At 51.2% G+C, this 19,349-nt stretch carries 13 protein-coding genes and 1 tRNA gene; 2 read left to right on the top strand and 12 right to left on the bottom strand.

The genetic code is table 11. The features are described 5' to 3' along the window. Positions 1 to 4: 4 nt before the first annotated feature. The gene (locus tag CHL74_RS04665) at positions 5 to 1,348 is read right to left on the bottom strand and encodes a TolC family protein (RefSeq protein WP_094880003.1); all 1,344 of its coding nucleotides are present in this window, start codon (positions 1,346 to 1,348) and stop codon (positions 5 to 7) included. 250 nt (positions 1,349 to 1,598) lie between these two features. Between CHL74_RS04665 and CHL74_RS04660 the strand changes: the two genes are divergently transcribed. Continuing rightward, positions 1,599 to 1,672 (top strand) — tRNA-Arg (locus CHL74_RS04660). Positions 1,673 to 1,739: 67 nt separating this feature from the next. Here CHL74_RS04660 and CHL74_RS04655 read toward each other — a convergent pair. From CHL74_RS04655 to CHL74_RS04620, 8 genes are all read right to left on the bottom strand, one after another. Then, a complete protein-coding gene (locus CHL74_RS04655) occupies positions 1,740 to 4,547 on the bottom strand; it encodes a putative LPS assembly protein LptD (protein WP_254923221.1) in 2,808 nt (935 codons plus the stop codon). A gap of 76 nt (positions 4,548 to 4,623) precedes the next feature. Further along, positions 4,624 to 5,169, bottom strand: coding sequence for an HDIG domain-containing metalloprotein (locus CHL74_RS04650; RefSeq protein ID WP_094880001.1), 546 nt, complete (start codon positions 5,167 to 5,169; stop codon positions 4,624 to 4,626). Between the two features lie 8 nt (positions 5,170 to 5,177). After that, positions 5,178 to 6,953: a biotin/lipoyl-binding protein gene (locus CHL74_RS04645; RefSeq protein WP_094880000.1), complete on the bottom strand. Its 1,776-nt coding sequence runs from the start codon at positions 6,951 to 6,953 to the stop codon at positions 5,178 to 5,180. Positions 6,954 to 7,254: 301 nt separating this feature from the next. Beyond that, positions 7,255 to 8,430, bottom strand: coding sequence for an ABC transporter permease (locus CHL74_RS04640; protein WP_094879999.1), 1,176 nt, complete (start codon positions 8,428 to 8,430; stop codon positions 7,255 to 7,257). 41 nt (positions 8,431 to 8,471) lie between these two features. Further along, positions 8,472 to 9,641 carry an ABC transporter permease gene (locus CHL74_RS04635; RefSeq protein ID WP_176452169.1) on the bottom strand — a complete coding sequence of 390 codons (1,170 nt, stop codon included), beginning with the start codon at positions 9,639 to 9,641 and terminating at the stop codon, positions 8,472 to 8,474. Then, positions 9,638 to 10,624, bottom strand: a complete 987-nt coding sequence (locus CHL74_RS04630; RefSeq protein WP_094879998.1) for an HlyD family secretion protein — start codon at positions 10,622 to 10,624, stop codon at positions 9,638 to 9,640. The genes CHL74_RS04635 and CHL74_RS04630 overlap by 4 nt, the downstream gene beginning before the upstream one ends. Before the next feature lie 32 nt (positions 10,625 to 10,656). Beyond that, the gene (locus tag CHL74_RS04625; RefSeq protein ID WP_094879997.1) at positions 10,657 to 12,150 is read right to left on the bottom strand and encodes a TolC family protein; all 1,494 of its coding nucleotides are present in this window, start codon (positions 12,148 to 12,150) and stop codon (positions 10,657 to 10,659) included. A gap of 55 nt (positions 12,151 to 12,205) precedes the next feature. Continuing rightward, positions 12,206 to 13,087 carry a hypothetical protein gene (locus tag CHL74_RS04620; protein WP_094879996.1) on the bottom strand — a complete coding sequence of 294 codons (882 nt, stop codon included), beginning with the start codon at positions 13,085 to 13,087 and terminating at the stop codon, positions 12,206 to 12,208. Positions 13,088 to 14,103: 1,016 nt separating this feature from the next. Between CHL74_RS04620 and mnmA the strand changes: the two genes are divergently transcribed. Then, on the top strand, positions 14,104 to 15,210 hold the full coding sequence (gene mnmA / locus CHL74_RS04615) for a tRNA 2-thiouridine(34) synthase MnmA (RefSeq protein WP_094879995.1): 1,107 nt from the start codon (positions 14,104 to 14,106) through the stop codon (positions 15,208 to 15,210). Positions 15,211 to 15,310: 100 nt separating this feature from the next. On the opposite strand, the gene CHL74_RS04610 is transcribed toward mnmA, so the two are convergent. The 3 genes from CHL74_RS04610 to CHL74_RS04600 all read right to left on the bottom strand — a co-directional run bounded on the left by CHL74_RS04610 (position 15,311) and on the right by CHL74_RS04600 (position 19,345). Then, the gene (locus CHL74_RS04610; protein WP_094879994.1) at positions 15,311 to 16,507 is read right to left on the bottom strand and encodes a transglutaminase-like domain-containing protein; all 1,197 of its coding nucleotides are present in this window, start codon (positions 16,505 to 16,507) and stop codon (positions 15,311 to 15,313) included. A gap of 162 nt (positions 16,508 to 16,669) precedes the next feature. After that, positions 16,670 to 17,815 carry an OmpA family protein gene (locus CHL74_RS04605; protein WP_094879993.1) on the bottom strand — a complete coding sequence of 382 codons (1,146 nt, stop codon included), beginning with the start codon at positions 17,813 to 17,815 and terminating at the stop codon, positions 16,670 to 16,672. A gap of 24 nt (positions 17,816 to 17,839) precedes the next feature. Then, complete coding sequence (locus CHL74_RS04600) at positions 17,840 to 19,345, bottom strand: hypothetical protein (protein WP_141241233.1); 1,506 nt, start codon at positions 19,343 to 19,345, stop codon at positions 17,840 to 17,842. Positions 19,346 to 19,349: the final 4 nt, after the last annotated feature.

The following is a 19,349-nucleotide window of genomic DNA, read 5'->3' as shown; positions in this document are numbered from 1 at the left end:
AGTTTTATCTTATTAATTTTTCTCCTTTATAATATTCCACTAACCTTTGCTTGATTATGAGCAGCATCTGCATCTGTAGTTCCTTTATCCTACTCTCAAGAAGCGTCTGGGCTGCTGTATGCAGATCGAATGTGGAAAGCATTCCTTCCTCAAACTTACGGCTCGACATGTGATAGGCGAGCGAATCGGAGGCAACCTTCTTCTGCATCTGTCGCAACTCCTTGGCGTAGCCTTCAGCATCCATCACCGCCTGTGCTATCTGGTCGTGAAGCTTGCGACGGGCTTCCTCCAGATTTACCTGCGCCAACTGCCAGTCGTTGCGTGCTTTCTTCATGCTGTGCCAACGGTCGCTATTATAAATAGGTATCGAAAGGGTCAATGCGAGATATTCGCCACTGTTATTGCGAAACTGCGAGGCAAATCCATCGTATTGCCCTTTCAGAGAGAGATTCTTGTAATAGTTGGTAGTGATGCCACCACTGAGCGAGAGCGAGGGCAACAATCTACCCTTTGCTATCTTATAGTCATAATGTGCCAACTCCACCTCATACTCTGCCGACTTCATATCGGGAGAGATATTCAGGAAACTCTGATAGATATTTTCAGAGTTCGGCTTGTCGCCTATAGTCAGCTGACATGATGCAAGACTTTTCTCCTTATCTTTAGATTGAATATCCAACTTCAATTCATCACCTATGGGATAATTCATAGCCGATTTCAAGGCAAGCAGACTCTGCCTTGCCATATTCTGCTGATGCGTAAGACAGTATTCGTCCTCAGCCACTTGCGATTCCATCTGCACCACATCCGGGCGTCCTTTCTCACCAAGTTCATACTGGCGTTTCGTCTTTGCCAGCATACGTCGGCTTTCGTCCAGCTTCTCGCTTGCTATCCGTATGCTTGCCTCTGCGTATGCAGCATCCACGTATTTCTGCATCACGTCAATGGCTATATTGTCCTGCGTGTTCTGCATCGCCGTAGCAGAATAGTCACGGCTCAACCGTGCTTGCTTAAAAGCATTGATTGTGGCGAAACCGTCAAACACATTCAGCTCGGCATAAAGCTGATAGTAGTTGTTGAATGTCGTCACATTATTATATGTATTGGTCTCAGGGTCGATGTTTCGCCCCCAAGCATACTGCCCCTGCACTCCACCAGAGACGGTGGGCAAGAATGCGGCAACGGCATGATGATAGTCTTGCTTGCGTTGACGGGCATTGATAGTCTCACGCTTCACATCCGTGGCATGCCCTACAGCATACTTCATACAGTCGTCAAGGCTCCAGCTTTGTGCCGCGACTCCAGACGCAAGAAGCATCCATCCTATCAGTATTACTATTCTTTTCATAATCTTCCTCATTTTTATATAATAAGGACAATGGCTGTGCCAAAAGCATATTTTCGTTGATAATCAAACGATTAGAATAAGAACCTTATAGTATGTATTGTCCAATAATTAGACACAACCGTCAAATTATTGGACAAAGGGAGAAGGAAGAAGGACTCATCAAAGAAAAAGAAAAGCTGTAGGTTGGTCGCTGAATTAAAACTTATTTTGTACCTTTGCATCTACTTGCTAAAGAGTAAGCAGACATAAAGGTCCCGTAGCTTAGCTGAATAGAGCGTCAGATTCCGGTTCTGAAGGTCTTGGGTTTGAATCCCAACGGGATCACATTTATTTTCACAATAAAAAAGGAGAGCCATTACGGACTCTCCTTTTTTTATTGTATGATTCTATTTTAATACCACTCTACAGCGTTGCTATATCCCGAACGCTTGTCGTATTTCAGCGCGTCTATCAACGTGGCTGCGTTGCATCGGAACGAGAAGTTGTAGCTTGTGTACGGGGCAAGCACCACAGAGCACGACATATTGAAGCAGTGGAGGTCGCGCTGAAGCGAAGCCGTCGTCATTGAGAGTTCCTTTCTCTCGAAGTCGTAACCTGATGAGAACGAGATGTTCCATCCGTCGCTGAGACGAACATTGCCGCTGACATTGAGGTTCTGCGTGAACTTATACGGATAGCGCATTGACTTGGTATTGAACTTTCCGCTTGTGTTCTCTCGCATCGTGATACCATATCCGAAGGTCAGCGACCACGGCATATTGAAACGCATGTAGCCATCGGCATCGGTCTCAGCCTTGCCACCGCCACTCTTCTTCTTGGCACCGCGCTGTCCAGCCACCATTGTGTCGTCCACGTTCGACTCGATGTCGGTGTCCATACCGTCCTCATCGTCCTTGTTCTTCTTTTTCTTGTCATCCTTGTCGTCTCCGCCACCGAACCACTTCTTTATCTTATCAGGTGTGAGTGTGAATGAGAAGTTCTGCGACGTTCCCTGGAAACGACCGAACTTGCCCATGCCCCAAAGCGTGTGGTTGCCCACATAAGGATGTCCGTTGGCGTCAAGCTCATAGGCGTATGAAGCGAAGACTGCCGTCATGTTGAACGTATAGTTCTTCCACCATTTCAGACGAATTCGCATGGAGAGGTCGCTGAGCGGCTTCTCCTTAGCAGCCATATTGTAGCTCATCGAGAGTCCCAGCTCGTCGATGATGCTGAGCTTCTTGAATCCAGTTGAGTCCTTGTCAGACTTTATCTTCATCTCCACATTGTTGGAGAGGTCGAAGCTGATGTTGCCGGTCTTTCCCTTACCGGGCACTCCGAACAGCTGTCCGCTGTAAGGCGAATACTCCACGAGGTCCACCGAACCGTCTGCATTGGTTTTCTGATACGTCTTGTAATATCCGTAACGGCTGGCAGAGAAGTCAGGCGCATAGCTGAAGCTTACCGACGGCGTAATAACGTGACGAACAGCCTGTATCTTGTCGCCGAATATCTTACGGCTCGGGATGTAGAAACCATACATCTTGGTGGATGCACTAATCGATAAGTTATAATTATAGACGTTGTTGAATCCGTAGATGGTGTCACATACCTCACGCTGTCTGGTGTCGTCCCATGAACGCATCACCTTGTTGGTGTACATGCGGTCGGTGAAGTTGAACGACGGCGAAATGTTGAGGTAATTGAAGAGAGTGAAGTTGCCGCTGATAGGAATAGAGTGGTTCCATCCGTTTCGCCAGTCCTTTATCAGATTGGAATGGAGGAAGCGGTCTTCCTTCGTGTTGATGCTGTTGGAGATGTGTCCGGTGTACGACATCGAAATCTTCTCATACCACTTCTCGTCGCCTACAGCATGCTTCCTCTTGAACGGATAGAAGCGTGAGATCGAGATGTTGAGGTCAGGCAGAGTCATGGCGATGCTTGAGTCGCGCATGTTCTGCGAGAGGTTGGCAGTGGAACTGAGCGAGAGTCCGATGCTTGAGAAGGTCGTGCTCCACGATACAGAAGATGTACGTGTCGACTGGGTCAGCGTCTGCGGATTGTAGAGCGAGTTGAGGTTGTTGCGCTCATAGCTTGACGTGGCGAAGTTTACGCTTGCCGAGAGCGAGCTGTAAGGATTTGCCTTCGAGTCCTGACGATGGCTCCACTGAATCTTGAAACTCTTCTGACGTGAGAAGTCGGGCATTCCCTTATCGCCGGTCTTGGTGTCCTGATAGCTTACGTAGAAGCTGCCGTTAAAGCGATAGCGCTTGTTATAGTTAGACGCCGCAGACAGTCCCCACGAACCCTTTGTATAGATTTCGCCCAAAAGCTTTAGGTCCATCTTGTCGTTGATGGCAAAATAGTAGCCACCGTCGCGCAGATAGAATCCGCGGCTGTTCTCATCGCCGTACGTAGGCATGATAAAGCCGGAAGAATAGCTCTTGGTGAAGGGGAAGAAGCCGTAAGGAATGGCAAGCGGCAGAGGCACGTCAGCCACTACAAGGTATGCTGGACCGAACACCACGTCCTTGCCGGGGCGCACCTTGGCGCGAGAAAGGGCAATGTAGAAGTCGGGATGCTTGGCGTCGCAAGTGGTGTAACGTCCGTGCTGCAGATAAATGTCGCCGTTGGCGTTACGCTTTGATATCTCACTCTGGAGGAAACCGTCCTCCTGCTGAGTGTATACCTTAGATATAAGACCCTTCTTTGTCTTGAAGTTGAACGCCATCGTATCACTTTCATACTTGTCGGCTCCCATCGTGAAGACAGGCGTACCAATAAGCTTTAAGCCAGTGGTGTCGGTGGTGTCTCGCGCTCCCGTGGCATGCACTAAGGACGAGTCGATGCTCATGTGTATCTTCTCAGAAGCGAGGTCCATGTTCTCATACTTCACCGTTGAAGCACCGTAGAGACGTGCAGTCTTTGACGTAGCGTCGTAGACGAGCGAGTCTTCCGCAGAATACTGCACAGGCGAATTGATGCCGTTGGCACGCTGACGGTTAATCGAGTCAAGACGAATGGAATCGTCGATGGCACGGTTATGATGATAGATAGCGAGTTGCATGGAGTCCATCTTCGTGGTGTCCACAATCTCCCTTCCCAGGGAGTCGCGCAAGATGCTGTCAGCCTCCATGTTAAGCTCAGCCGTCTCAATAGAGTCGCGTAGTTCCTTCTTGCTCTTACGCTTTTGCGACAAGGGCGCAACAGAGCTTGCCATCACGAAGACGACAACGCAGAGCAATAGGGCTATGAGGGTCTTTGTTCTCAATTTCAGTTTCTTTTGTTATATCAAATTACTTTTCCGGTTCAAAGATATCTTTCATTGCTCTGAACCTTGCAAGTGTTTCGCCACCGAACTTTGCGAGGCTTTTCTCAGCCTGCTCGATGGTCTTCTCGCGGGAGAGGTGTGACTTCGAGTAGAACTTGTCCGCGTAACATATCAGTTTCTCCTCGATGGTTTCGGGCTGCAGGTCGTGATGAGGCAGCGGCAGGTTCTGGGAGACGATGTCGTCAAGTGTGAGTCCTGCTCCTGTATGGCGTTCGCAAACGCGAGCGTATCTCTCGTCTATTCCTTCCGAACGAAGGAGTTCGGCGCCGCAGACACCGTGGCGGATGTACGGCTCCGTGCCGTGACATTCAATGGACGGTGCGTCCACGCGTATTATTCCGACGTCATGAAGCATGGCTGCTTCGCGTACGAAGTCGGTGTCGATGTTTAGTTCAGGGTGTTGAGAAGCTATCTGCAGCGCACGACGCGCCACAGATTCGCTATGCGTAACGAGGATGTGGCGCAATGCGTCACATCCTCCGTAGTATTTGTCAATTATTGTTTCGTACATATATAAGATTACTCGTGATCGCGCTCAATGTAGGCGATAACGTCACCCTTAGATACCTTCGAACCACGCTTGGCGTTGATTTCGACAATCTTGCCACCGAGTGCAGCTGGTACCTCAACAAATTCGCCCCAAGGAGCCTGGATGTAGCAGAGAACGTCGCCTTCCTTATACTCCTTGCCGATGAACGGCTCGACAGTCGGTGCGCACTCGCCTTCGCCAGAGAACTCCCAGTAGATGTCGCCCTTAACGGGAGCAACGATGGCGTCAGCCTTAGCGTGCTTGTAAGCGCTGAGCTGCTCGGGAGAAAGATTGGCGCCGAGCTTGGCGTCCTTGAGCTTCTGGAGGTCAGCGAGGAAGTTCTTCTTAGCCTGACCGCTCTTATAGTTGCGATACTGCTCCGGATGCATGGCAAGCTCGAAGAGCTCTTCGTCGTCCTGACCATACTCCCATCCGTTCTCGTCCATCTCCTTGCGGAATGAGTCGAGGGCGTCTGTGAGGAGAGTGTGAGCGTCAACGTCTGTGAATTCGCGACCCTGCTTCTTGGCAAGCTCTACGAGTTCGGGATCGATGGTTCCAGGAATCTTTCCTGACTTTCCAAGAATCATACCCCACATCGAGTCGTCCATCATTACGAAGCGACCCTTGCCCTGCTCGATGGTGAGAAGGTTCATGAGGGCGATGTTCTTCACGTACTGTGAGAACGGTGTCACCAATGGAGGATAACCTACGCGCGGCCATACATACTCCACCTCGTCGAAGAGCTTGATGAGGAGGTCGTCCATAGAAAGCTCGTCCTCGCCGTTCTTCTTGCGTACGTTGTTGATGGTGGTGCGCATTCCGCCAAGGTCAGCCATCATTGAACCCATCATACCGCCGGGGAGACCGCAGCCGAGAAGGAGCGATGACATAATCTTGTTGCCGGGATTGATGAAGTAGCCGAGCCACTCGTCGATGAACTCCTGAGTGAGGGCACGAGCCTTCATATATGCTGACATGTTGATTTCGGGAACCTCAAAGCCCTCGTTCTTCAACATGCTGATAACAGAGATAACGTCCGGATGTACCTTACCCCATGAAAGCGGCTCGATGGCTGTGTCGATGATGTCTGCGCCGTTGTTGCAGACCTCGAGGATGGAAGCCATTGACAGACCAGGACCTGAATGGCCGTGATACTGGATGATGATTTCAGGATACTTGTCCTTGATCATCTTTGTGAGCTTGCCGAGGAATGCGGGCTGACCGATACCAGCCATGTCCTTGAGACAGATTTCCTCAGCGCCGGCAGCGACGAGCTGGTCAGCGATGTTCATGTAGTACTCCAGAGTGTGTACGGGAGAGTTGGTGATGCAGAGTGCGCACTGGGGAGTCATGCCACCTTCCTTAGCCCACTTGATGCTGGGAATGATGTTGCGCACGTCGTTCAGACCGTCGAAGATACGTGTGATGTTGGTACCCTGCTTTGCCTTTACCTTATACATAAGGGCACGTACATCGTCAGGTACGGGATACATGCGGAGGGCGTTGAGACCGCGGTCGAGCATGTGGGTCTTGATGCCTGCCTCGTTGAAAGGCTTGCAGAAAGCGCGTACCGCATCATTTGGATTCTCGCCGGCAAGCAGATTAACCTGCTCGAAGGCTCCGCCGTTGGTTTCGACGCGGGCAAAGCAACCCATGTCGATGATGACGGGAGCGATGCGCTCCAACTGGTCTTTACGTGGCTGGAACTTTCCGGAAGACTGCCACATATCTCGATAAACGAGACTGAACTGGATTTTCTTTTTCATCTCTATTCCTTATTATTATAGATTTCGTTTTGCATAATAAAAGCGCCCTTAACGCCGTCGCGCTAAAGTGCCACTCTTTCAAATGTGCAAAATTAGAGAAAAAAATCCAATTCCGTGGTATAAGTAAAGATAAAATAACAACTTACAACAATAAATTGAGAGATATGATTAGTTGAGAGTTGAGAATTTAGAGTTGAGAGTTATGATTACTTTTTATAAGTATAAACAATTATAGCAATCAATAAGCTTTATAGCATATCATAACTCTCAATTCCCAACTCTCAACTCTCAAACATATACCTTAACTTCTCCTCACCTGCCACCTCGTCACGAGCGTGGCAAGTGCTCCGTAGACTATCACTTGCATCCACAGCGCCTTTATCTCCGGCCAGATGTCTGAGAAGAGACAACCCATGGTATTGAGCTTTATGAAGCCCTGAATGCCGAATGTGGACGGGAAGAGATAGCCGGTCAATTGCCATATTTCGGGAATGTTGCTCTTAGGCCACGACACGCCCGACATGAAGAGGAAGGGCACGGATGTGAACACCACGAGGAGCATGACATTCTCTCGCTGCCTTACAATGAACGAGAAGGTTATGGCGAAGAAGATGCAGGCGAGAAGATACGGTATGGTGAAGAGCAGGAACTCGCCGCGAGGCATTATGTGCACGAAGTTGAAGATGCGCGGTATTGCCAACAACACCCAAGCCGACAACATCACGAAGAGCACAAAGAAGCCTAATGTCCTGCCCACCATGATGCGCGAAAGACCGAAATTGCGTTCGAGCATCGGCTTGAGACGCACAAATCCGTGCTTCTCGTAGGACGTGCCATAAGCCATGCCAATGCCGAGAAGCAACACCTGCTGCAGCACGAGCACAAGCACACCGGGCAGGATAAAGTTGCCGTATCCTCCCGTATTGTTAAACATCGGTACGTCGCGTACGTTTATCGGACTCGCTGTTATTTCCCCTTCTCTTGCCGTATAAGCGCCGGAGAGTTCTATCTGAATGCGAGAGTTGAGGTCGGCAGCCACCGCCGTACATGTCTGGAAGATGGCCTTATAGGTAAGCATCAGTCCCATGTTGCAGTAGACGCTGACATGCGCCTGCTCCATGCGTCCGAGTCGTGTGCCGAAGTCTTCAGGCATGTATATCACGCCGTATACCTTCTGATGGCCCACAAGGTCCTTGGCTTCCTCCAGGCTGTTGCATCTGTACGCCACCTTCACGTCTGAAGAAGCGTCACAATGGCGCACAAACTCTCTTGCCATTGCGCTGTGCGAACAGTCAACCACAGCCACGGGCACCTCCTTCACCACCTCATTGTTATATATCCAGGAATAGAGCACGGGATAAAGCAGGGGCACAAGGATCACAAAGAGCAGCGTGCCCTCATCCTTGAAAATCTGCCTATACTCGTGCATCCAGACCTTTGCAACGTCTATGATGTAAGTGATTATTTTTCTTGACATCCCTTATTGTTAGTTGTTCTGTATTGATGATTAGTGGTGTTCTACGGCATATAGACGTATTCCTTCAATGCCTTTCCGATGCGCAGCATCACCAGCAGCGGTGCCGAGGCGAAGAGCACAAGGGCTATAAGGCTTGGAGCCACGTCCATAAGCGGATAACCTCCAAAGGCGGCTATCTCGTAGATAAGGAAGACATGCCTCATCGGGAAAAGATTGGCAAGCACCTGCAGCTCCGGATCCATGGCAAGCGTGGGGAATGCCGTGCCCACCATTGAGAAGCTGAGCACGCCCCACAACGAGCAGATGCTCATCGACATACGCAGCGACGGAAACAGTCCGAACATAAAAATGCCGAATCCCTGCGCTGCCAACACGGCAAGCACGCCGAGCATCAGCAATATGTGCCATCCGCCGGGATGAGGGAATGCCAGCACGCCGAAGACATAATAAAGGTAGAAGCCCATGACGAGCAGCCACACTATCGTCTGCGGAAGCATCTTTCCGGTTATAGCCACGAACGGATTGTCAGCGGACATCTCCATGAGTTGCTTAGCCGTCTGCTGCTTCAGTTCGGTTCCCAACGAGTAAGCCGTGATGAGAAACACGAGCAGCAGCATACACGTAGGCACGAGCATCGTGGTGAGATAAACGTTATAGTTAACCCACGGGTTGCCCACGGTGTGCGTGTCGAGCACGATGGGCTGAAGGAACGCCATTATCTGACGGTCCGTATATCCCTTGGCGGTCATCACCTGCTTGCCTACGGCTGCCGAACCGAGCGTAGCCATTGTCTTCAGGTCCTTGAATACCAGCGATCCTGCCGTCAGCGAGGCGTAGCTGTAATAATAAGATATGGTGGGCTGGCGTGATGCCAGCAGGTCTGCCGTGGTGTTCTTGGGGAAGTAGACGAATCCGTAGATGTCGCCCTTCTGCACGGCATGTCGAGCCTCATCCACGCTCGGATAATGCGCCACCACCTTAGTGGACTGGAACGAGTCGAGCAGACGAGTCAGCTTTCGCGTGGTGCTGGAATTGTCGAGGTCCACCACGCCCACCGGCATGTCCTGAGGTTGTCCTTCGTCCATGAGCGACGTGAAGAAGAAGGTCACGAAGACCGGGAAGACGATCATGCAGAAGAGATACATGCGATTCGCCTTCATTCTCCTGCACTCGCGCAGGGCAATATGTAATATTCGTTTTATGATATTCATCTCTTAAGTATCAGCGACATACCCGGACGCAGTCCCTCCAGCTTGTCCATCGGACGAGCCTTCACCTCGAAGGTCTTGAGGTCGTACTGACCGTTCGACTTTGTTGCCTTCCACACAGCATACGATCCCTGGTCCTTGATGTAGTACACCTTCATGCGTATCTCCTTCTTGAAGGCAGGGACGAAAGCGGTGACGATGCTGCCCACCTTCATGCCGTCCAGCTGGTCCTCACGCACATTGAAGGTTCCCCAAATGTCGTTCATGAGCGATACGGACATGATGGGCGAACCGGTTCCGACAAGCTCGCCCACCTTCGGATAGACGTCGCTCACCTCACCAGCCATCTGCGCTATCTGCATTGTCTCGTGTATGTATGAATTGACCTCAGCCACAGCACCCTTGGCTCTGTTCACCTGTGCGGCTGCAGCCTTCTTCTCCTCGGAACGCGCTCCGTTACGAGCCATGTCGTACTGACTCTGCGCAGCCTTCACCTGCGCCTCCAGCGCCTTGTAGTTGGCGAAAGCCTCATCGCGCTTCTGAGCTGTCATCACGCCCTCGTCGTAGAGTCGCTGCACGCGGTTATACGACTTCTGTGCTATCTCCAGTCCTGCCTTTGCCTGCTGCAGGACAGCGAATGCTCCACGCACCTGCTCCTGACGTGCACCGTTGTTAGCCATTTCGTCCATAGCGGCCGCGGCGTTCTCAGCCGACTGTGCCTGAGTCATCTTTGCGCGTACTTCGGGAGCGTCCAGTATGGCAAGCGTGTCGCCCACGTTAACGTAGTCGCCCTCCTTCACACGTATTTCGAGGATACGTCCCGGCACCTTGCTCGACACGCGGTACTCCGAAACCTCCACCTGTCCCTGGATGGTCTCAGGTTCCTGCTTTATCGACATGGCGCCAATCACAGCCACCACGGCAACGACGAGCGTTGTGCAGGCTGCTGTGATGATAATGTTCTTATGTTGCTTTTTTTCTGACATAATAATGTTTTCAGTAGAATATTTAAATGATGTTATTGCAATACGCCGAGCGCCTTTCTGAGGTTCACCTGTGACAGACGGACATCCACCTCAGCGTCAATCTTCTGCGACTGCGCCTGCATCCATGCTGTCTGTGCCGCCATTACATCAGTGGTCTGCAGCACACCCTCCTTGAATCCGACTGTAGCACAGCGCAGATTCTCGTCAGCGTTCTCCACGTTCTTCATTGCCATGACCAGACGGCGGTTGGCTTCCTTGAGCTTAAACTGGCACTGGCTGATCTGGAGGTCAATCTTCTCTCCGAGGTCCTCACGCTCCATTTCGGCTATGCGCGTGGCAATACGACCGGCACGCACCTTGTAAGAGCCTTCCATCCAGTTCCATAACGGCACTCTCACCATCACGCCCACGTTCCACACGCCGGAGAGCTTGCGCTCGAATCCGTTATAGACGTTAGGATTGGTGGCCATGTATCCGCCTGTGAGCAACACCTGCGGAAGGTATGCGGCACGTACCAGATTGGTGGCTTGACGACTGAGGTCAACGGCGTTCTGGAGAAGCTTCATCTCCGGGCGGTTGTCCTGTGCTTCAGCCTTGTCTGCCGAGGCGCTCTCGCTCGTAGAGGCGGTGGCGATGTTCGGCGTATTCTCGTCAGCAAGAGTCACTTCCGTTTCGGCTGGCATTCCGCAGAGCTGGCAAAGGAGCATCTTGGCAAGCGCCAGTCCGTTGTCAGCCTGAGTGAGCGACATCTCTGCCTCGTTCACTCTTACTGCCACCTTCAGACCGTCGGCACGCGTGGCTACGCCTTCCTTTATCATCTTCTGCACGTCATCATCCAGCTTCTTCACCACCTGCAGATAGCTCTCAGCCAAGTCCTTCTTGTGCTTCACGGACACTACTGTCCAGTAAGCCTGGTCTATGGCATGTATGGTCTGCTGCGTGGTGGCGTCAATCTGGTTGGCAGCCATGCTCTCCCCTATCTTCGCCATGTTGTTGGCAGCGGTGATGGCGCCACCCATGTATATGGGCTGCGTAGCCATTACGGAAATGGCATACATCTGACGTGTGTCAGTACGGAGAGCGTTGACGAAGCTCTGACCAACGTGATTGACCGCCTCGCCTATCTTCGATCCCACTTGACCGAACATATTGCCGAGGCTCTGCGCCTGATCAGGTGTCAGCACGCCCTGCTGGGCAAGCCCTGTCAGAGCACCCGAGATGTCGCTTTGCATCGAACCCACCACATTGGTGCCGGCTCCTGAAATGGCCTTCTTCTGGTCTTTGCTTAGCAACGATATCTCACGACTCGTGAGTTCGTATCCGCCTACGGCACTGATGTGCGGCAGATACTTGGTCTTAGCCGCCTTGGTGTTATACTGTGCCATGTCGAGCTGCAAGCGTGAAGCCACGAGGGTCTTGTTGTTGCGCAACGCCATGGCACGGCAGCTGTCCAAGCAGAGCACCTGCTGCGCCTGGACCTGCATGCCGAGACATGCCAAAGCGAAAATAAGAAGTGAATGTTTCATCTAAAAATTACTGTGTGTTTATATCATTGTCCTTTCCAGAAGGACATCTTTTCCCTTACTTGAAGGAGAAACTGCGCGAACCTATCATATTGCCGTCGGCAAATACGCTCACCTGATATGTGCCAGCCATGAGCGACTGTGATACGTTCCAGAATGTAGAGATGGTGGTCTCACGTCCGTCATACTCCACAGCCTTACGCATAGTGGCCTCCAGCGAGCGGTTCTGATAGTTGAATGTTCCGCCTCCACCGAGCGTCGTGCCCGAAGGTGAGGTAATGCGCACGTAGAATGTCTTGGTGCCGTTAGAAGCTGTCACGTTCTTGGCAATGGTGAAGTTCACCTGCACGGTCTTACACTTAGATGTCTTGTCCGTCTTCTTTCCCTTCTTGTTCTTCAGCTGCATGGAGATGCCCGTAGCGTCCAGCTGTGCGGCGATGGCCACCTTCTCAGACAGCGAAGCACGCTCGGAGTTAAGGCCCTCAATCTGGCGTGTAGCCTCGTTATACTGTCCCTTGATGCGTGAGTTCTCAGCCGTAAGGTTCTGATTGAGACGGTTGAGCGAGTCAATCTCGATGACGTAGCTGCGGAGGACGGCACGTACGGTGGCAAGCTCCCTTTTCAGACGGGCTATCTCACGTGCGTCGTTCGACTTTGTGTCCTTCAGTTCCTTGAGCAGACGCTCTGTCTTCTCCTGCTCAGCGGTAAGCTGTGCGATGATAGAGTCGTTGCTGATCTGCGTCTTCATCTCGCTATATTGCGTGGCAAACTGCTGGTACTCGTTCTCCATCTCCTTCTTGTCGAGTTCGGCGAGTTCCTGCATAGCCTTGTTTTCCTTCTTCTGATTGTCGAGATTAACGTAGAGATATGCCACAGTACCGACAAGGGCAAGTCCTACGATTCCCGTTACTATCCCAGTAATGAGCTTTTTCTTTTCCATAGTTTTTATTGATATATCAATTTTTTAATAAATAGTTTAAACAGTTTGCAAAGTTACGTTATTATATCTAATGCGCAAAAAAAGGTATGTTGTAAATAAATAACGATTACTAAAAAGGATGATAAATAGTGAAAAAGAGAACAAAAAAGCGGCTGCAGACGCTCTCCGTACGGGAGATAGCCTACAGCCGCCTCATATATATATATGTATCGTATTATTCGTTACTTTGTCTGGTACATTTTGTCGTTAACAATGAAAGCCTGTGCGATGGATGCTACGCAAGCCAATACCATAAGTCCGATAATCATCATAATCTTTTTTCCTTTCCTTATATTAATGTTGTGTTCTCCTACTTGTGTTCTTCATTCCATTTAGCCTCGTGTCTTGCGACGGCTTACTTCATGAAGTTCACCTTGTTACTTACCTCTACAGCCTCAACTACTGCCAAGCAGCAAGCGGCTACTACTAATACAATAATCATAATTGTTATCCTTTCTTTTTTATGTATCTTATCTTCTCAAGCCCCTACTGGAGCTCTTTCTTTGATTACACTGCAAAGGTAGTACCTTTTGTGTTCGCACACAAGCAAAAGAACAATTATTTTAGCTTTGTCATAACATTTATTGATATTCGTCAATGAATCGTAACATAAAATCGAGAAAAACACAAAAGTCTGCCATTTTGACAGCAAAAGCGACATATAGATTGCCGTTTGCAAATGACACTCGTCACTTTAGCGACCTCATACCGCCACTTTAGTTATCCGAAACCGCCACTTTAGTGACCTCACACCGTTCGATACACATGTTCATACCGAACGATGTGAATGTGTATATCGAACGATATGAATGTGTGTATCGAACGATATGAATGCTCACATCGAACGAAGTGAGGCAACATTGAAAATTGAATAATGTAACAATAGTAGCGGTTTTGTAAGAGAATTGCAAAACAAAACCTAAAAAAATGAGGGAGTATTGTAGGTTTTTCTAATATTTTTCTGTAAGTTTGCCGATATGAACAAAACTTACTTGAACACGGACTTGACGGACAAGCGTATTGCCGTGCTGCTCTCGGGCGGCGTGGACAGCTCCGTCGTGGTTTACGAACTGGCGCAGCGAGGACTTCACCCCGACTGCTTCTATATAAAAATCGGACCTGAACAGGAGGAGGAATGGGACTGCACCAGCGAGGAGGACCTCGAGATGGCTACTGCTGTGGCACGTCGCTTCGAATGTAAGCTGGAGGTGGTGGACTGCCACAAGGAATATTGGGACCAGGTGACGCGCTACACTATGGATAAGGTACGCGCGGGATTTACGCCCAATCCGGACGTTATGTGCAACCGACTGATTAAGTTCGGCGCATTCCACGAGAAGCGCGGAAAGGATTACGACCTCATTGCCACTGGGCATTACGCCCAGACGGAGGAGGACGAGGAGGGACGCAAGTGGCTCGTCACAAGCCCCGACCCCGTAAAGGACCAGACCGACTTCCTTGCACAGATTTATGACTGGCAGCTCCGCAAGGCGCTCTTCCCCATCGGACATTACCAGAAGGGTGAGGTAAGGGAGATAGCCGAACGCGAACACCTCATCAACGCCAAGCGAAAGGACTCGCAGGGCATCTGCTTCCTCGGCAAGATCAACTATAACGACTACATCAGACGATATCTCGGCGAGGCTCCCGGCGAAGTGCTCGAATTGGAGACGGGCAAACTGATAGGCAAGCACCGTGGCCTGTGGTTTCACACCATCGGACAGCGACACGGACTCGGCTTCGGCGGCGGACCATGGTATGTCGTGAAGAAGGACGTGGCTGCCAACGTGCTGTACGTGAGCAAGGGCTTCGAACCGCGCACAGCATACAAGAAGGACTTCCCCATCCACGACTTCCATTTCCTCACACTCGACCCTTGGGGCGCTCCAGGCACATCGGCTCGAGTGCGCTTCAAGATACGCCACACCCCCGAATACCATCCAGCCACCTTGGAACGCACCTCGGAAGGCAGCTTCATAGTTCACGCCGACGAACTTATCCAAGGCGTGGCGCCGGGCCAGTTCTGCGTGGTGTACGACGAGGAACATCACCGCTGCTACGGATCAGGCGAGATAACGATTTAAGTGAGAGTGTGTAAAAACTAAAGAAATAGAGAGAAAAGGCAAACTGCAGTGGTGCGGGCATTCTTGCCCGCACCACTGCAGTTTGCCTTTTCTTCTAAGTTTACTTCATATACAACTTCAAAGTTGTTGTCTGGTCTCCCACTTCCACGTTTTGTGTTTCCATCACGCCATTACCATTCATGAACTTAATGGTATACACCTGATTCTTTTCCACCTTGAAAGTGAGCACATCATTCATATCCTGTGTTGCGCCTGTACTACGACCACCGTAAATCTGCTTATCGCCCTTGAATACGTCCAAGTTAGTGGCTACACGGTCGCCTGAAGCCTCAGCATGATCCTTGTCCTTAAACACCATCACTCGCAACGCAACATGACTGCCATCATCAGGAACGGCAGACAGCTCTGCTCTGTATAGGCTTGTATAACGGTCGGTTACGTTCTCGGCATGGACATAACGGATGTTCTCGTCCCAAACCAAAGGGAAGTAAGAGTCAGCCGGTTTGAAGGAAGCCGCATATATAGCCTTTCGCAAATCCTCTTTGACAGCCTTACCAGCATCGGTAAGGAACCATGACTTATCCAGGTCTTCCGAAGGATAATACTCCGTAAAGCGCCACTTGCCGTCCACCCAGACTTCGTTCCAGTTATGATTGCCACGGTCATCATGCCAAGCCGGAGTGCCTGCCACACGCGAAGGTATACCTACAGCACGGAACGCATCGGTTAGCAAGATGGAAAGACCTGAGCAAGAAGCCATGTGCTGACGCATAGACTCGTAAGGAGCCTGGTCTGGCTTCTCGCGCTTTGTGTTGTAGTCAACCATAAGTTCGTCACGCACGTTCTTGTTGACAGAATCGATAGCCTCGCGCATCGTCTTGCAAGAAACCACGTATTTGCGGAAGCGCTCATAGAAATCCTTACGCCAGTTTTCACGGTTTTCGTTCAGATTTACATAAGCCACCACGTCGTTCAAAAATATATCGTTAGGCACCTCTTTTGCCCAGGGAAACTCTGCTCTTGCCTTATAAGCATACGACACGTTCTCCAACAGAAAATCAGCGGTCAACGTCTTGGCATCTCTTTCTGGCATGTAGGAAATCAGGAAAGCCACACCCTCCTTCTGGTCGGCAGGAGCTTTCTTTAATGCCTTCGTCAATTCCTTTGCATTATCACCAGCTGTAACCATAGTCTGATTCAGCAACTCATGATACTCCTTTGGCACTCCGGCATACTTGCCTCCTGAACATGCAGACAAGCCCAAAGCCAAGAGCACAACAAAACTCTTAATTTTCATAGATTTTTTCTTAAGTATATTTGGATCAATTATTTGCTGTACAAAGTTACTGCAAAAAATCGGGGAAAGGGTAAAGAATAGATAAAAACAAAAGAGAATCAAGACAGAACACTAACAAAACAGCTCGTGCCGGACTTACTCGGCACGAGCTGTATGCATTTATTAGGGCAGTGCTGTCACTATCACTACTCGGTTGAGATTGTTCTCCTCGTATGGCTGCGCATTGCAACCTATGCCCTGTGCGTCGATGCGTGACGGAGCGATGCCGTAACGCTCTATGAGGATGTTTCGTACGCTGTCGGTGCGGCGGATGGAAAGCATCAGATTGGTGCGCTCACTACCCGTAGCCTTGTCACCATAACCGTCCAGACGAATGCGGGCTGAAGGATTCTGCTTGAGATAATTGACGATGTTCTCAAACGCGATGTCCTGCTTCTTCGCCGGCTTGGCTGAGGCATAAGCAAAGCTGATGGAGGCGAGACGGAACGCATCCAGCTTCTTCACCACCGGTTTCTCCACGATGCGATCCTTAAAGACGGGACGCTCCACTACCCTCTCCACCATATACACCGTGTCGACCACGGCTTCACGGCGGCGCTTACGACTGCTTTCCTTCTTGGCGCAAGGCTTGGAAGCATTGAAGCGATAAGTGAGTCCGAGCGTTGCACCCAACGTCGGCTCATACTTCTTGCCCGTGATGCGACCGTCGAAATGGTCGGGCATGAGAGCCGAACCAATCTCAAGGTTGACATCCATGCACTTCAGCACACGGTACTTGGCAGTAACGGAGAAGTTGGTTGTCAGCGAGTTGGTGCCCGCCGTGCCGCGATAAGCGAAGCTACGGGCATAGCCCAAACCCACAGCCGGAAGCACGTCAAACCTGCCCTGACTGCGGAAGAGCAGACGCGAGAGGCTCACCATGAAGTCGGCATGAGCGTTGACGTAACGCAGATAATGACGATAGGTGCCGTCAGGGCGGACCGTCACATTATCTATTACAGGGTCGTGAGGACCATATACGGAACCGTTGGTCTGAGGGTCGCGCAGATAGAGTCCTTCCGATGTGGACATGCCGTTAAGCGAATACCCGCCAATCTGTAGGCGAAGGGCATAAGCGGGAGTTATCCACTTGCCCACGCCAATGGTGTATGACGGAGTGAGGCGCTTGCCGAAATCCAGCTTGCTGGCATCGCTCGAGAAGATTGTCTGCACGCCTCCACCCACATCCACAAACCATCCGTTCTGTGCTGAAGCCGGGAGCAATGACATACAACCCAGCACCAAGCTTATTATCTTTTTCTTATTCATAATATACAGATAGGTGTTTTAAGCTTATTCAACAATGACGAAATAAGGAACGCGAGGCTCGCCCGCTGTACCATAGCTCTCGCCGTTGGCAAACGTGAAGGCTGAGACAGCCTGATAGAGGTACTTGTTGCGACCTGAATAATACTTCAGCGTAACTACTTCCTCTGCCCCCATGCTGCCGTTTATCTCCATGCGGAAGACATACTCGCCGTTCTCTGCCTGCTCCGCCTTTGCCATGCCACGACACTCAGTGCCCACGAAAGCAGCCATCACGTCATCCGCCGTTGCCTGACGGACAATGTTCTGAGGCAATGCCACGCAAGCCGTCATCTTGAGAGGATGCTTGCCTTCGACAACGAGAGGTACGGTGAAGGGCTGCTCTGGCGAAGCCTCCACCTTTCCGTCGGCAAAAAGGAGGCATGCAGGTGCCGTGAACACGTAGTTGTTACGATGGCTGTAATAGCGGATGTCCACGGTCGCTGACTGTGAGCTGACACCATTTATCACCATCTTATATACGGGTCTGCCGTCCTGCTCGCCCACTACTTCGCCCATGCCGGCGCAGACATTGCCGATGAACGCCGCCAGCTTGTCGCCGCTCTTGTCGGCATAGCTGCCTGTAACGGCGTCAAGGGTGAGGTAAGCGGTCATGCTGCCCTGCGGCACGAAGGTGAGATTCTGCGGCTGGTCCTCAGAACCAACCACCGAACCGCGCTTGCCGATGACGAAGGACTGCTCGGAAACGAACACCTGCTTCTTCTCCGCGCTGTAATAGCGATAAGTCACCTGCTCGCCCTCTGCACGACCGAGGACGTCATACAAATATGTCATGTCAGCCTCGCTTGCCACGTGCTTGATGCCGCGACACTCGTCGCCGACGAAAGCCTGAAGCTCATCGCCAGCGGCTACTGTGAACGGCAGCTGTGCCTTGTCCACCTTCACCCATGCCTTGGTAGGTACGGGGAAGGGACCTGACTGCTCGAAGTCGGGGAAAGCAGGATTCTCGGCTGTGCCGTAAATCTTGTCCACCTCATACTTTACGTCTGATGCCACGGAAACGTAGACGCGCTTCGCAGCTGCACTGTAATAGCGGAACTCCACATCGCCGCTCTCGCTGGACGGTGCCTTGACGTGAAGGAAGAAGAGGCGCACGCCGTCGTTCATCACCTTCTTAGCCACACCGCGACACTCGCCGTCAATGAAGGCTGCCATCATGTCGCCGTCGGCGGCAAGGGTTTCGAGGACGGGGCTGAGACGCACCACGGCGGTCATGCTCATAGGATAGACGCTCTTGTCAGGATCGGTCCACGACGGCACCGAGGCATTGCCAGTGAAGTCGGCTCTCCACCCCGGGGCGGAGGCAGGGGCGTTGTCCGCCACCTGCCACGCCGGGACTTCGCTGACGAAATCCTCTGCCACCACGCTCCACTGGGGAGCGGGTTGCTGGGGATAAGTCTTGTCGCCTTCCTCCGTGCATTGTGTCATAAGGAAACACAATGCAGCAATCAATGAATACTTTATATACTTCATATAG

Origin of the sequence: Prevotella sp. 885 (assembly GCF_002265625.1) — a bacterium.
GTDB lineage: Bacteria > Bacteroidota > Bacteroidia > Bacteroidales > Bacteroidaceae > Prevotella.
This window is presented reverse-complemented; position numbering and strand designations above follow the sequence as displayed.

Bases quoted from the DNA above. Each gene is read 5' to 3' on its own strand.
- CHL74_RS04665 (WP_094880003.1), bottom strand. From the start codon at position 1,348: ATGAAAAGAATAGTAATACTGATAGGATGGATGCTTCTTGCGTCTGGA.
- CHL74_RS04655 (WP_254923221.1), bottom strand. From the start codon at position 4,547: ATGGCAAGCTCTGTTGCGCCCTTGTCGCAAAAGCGTAAGAGCAAGAAG.
- CHL74_RS04650 (WP_094880001.1), bottom strand. From the start codon at position 5,169: ATGTACGAAACAATAATTGACAAATACTACGGAGGATGTGACGCATTG.
- CHL74_RS04645 (WP_094880000.1), bottom strand. From the start codon at position 6,953: ATGAAAAAGAAAATCCAGTTCAGTCTCGTTTATCGAGATATGTGGCAG.
- CHL74_RS04640 (WP_094879999.1), bottom strand. From the start codon at position 8,430: ATGTCAAGAAAAATAATCACTTACATCATAGACGTTGCAAAGGTCTGG.
- CHL74_RS04635 (WP_176452169.1), bottom strand. From the start codon at position 9,641: ATGAATATCATAAAACGAATATTACATATTGCCCTGCGCGAGTGCAGG.
- CHL74_RS04630 (WP_094879998.1), bottom strand. From the start codon at position 10,624: ATGTCAGAAAAAAAGCAACATAAGAACATTATCATCACAGCAGCCTGC.
- CHL74_RS04625 (WP_094879997.1), bottom strand. From the start codon at position 12,150: ATGAAACATTCACTTCTTATTTTCGCTTTGGCATGTCTCGGCATGCAG.
- CHL74_RS04620 (WP_094879996.1), bottom strand. From the start codon at position 13,087: ATGGAAAAGAAAAAGCTCATTACTGGGATAGTAACGGGAATCGTAGGA.
- mnmA (WP_094879995.1), top strand. From the start codon at position 14,104: ATGAACAAAACTTACTTGAACACGGACTTGACGGACAAGCGTATTGCC.
- CHL74_RS04610 (WP_094879994.1), bottom strand. From the start codon at position 16,507: ATGAAAATTAAGAGTTTTGTTGTGCTCTTGGCTTTGGGCTTGTCTGCA.
- CHL74_RS04605 (WP_094879993.1), bottom strand. From the start codon at position 17,815: ATGAATAAGAAAAAGATAATAAGCTTGGTGCTGGGTTGTATGTCATTG.
- CHL74_RS04600 (WP_141241233.1), bottom strand. From the start codon at position 19,345: ATGAAGTATATAAAGTATTCATTGATTGCTGCATTGTGTTTCCTTATG.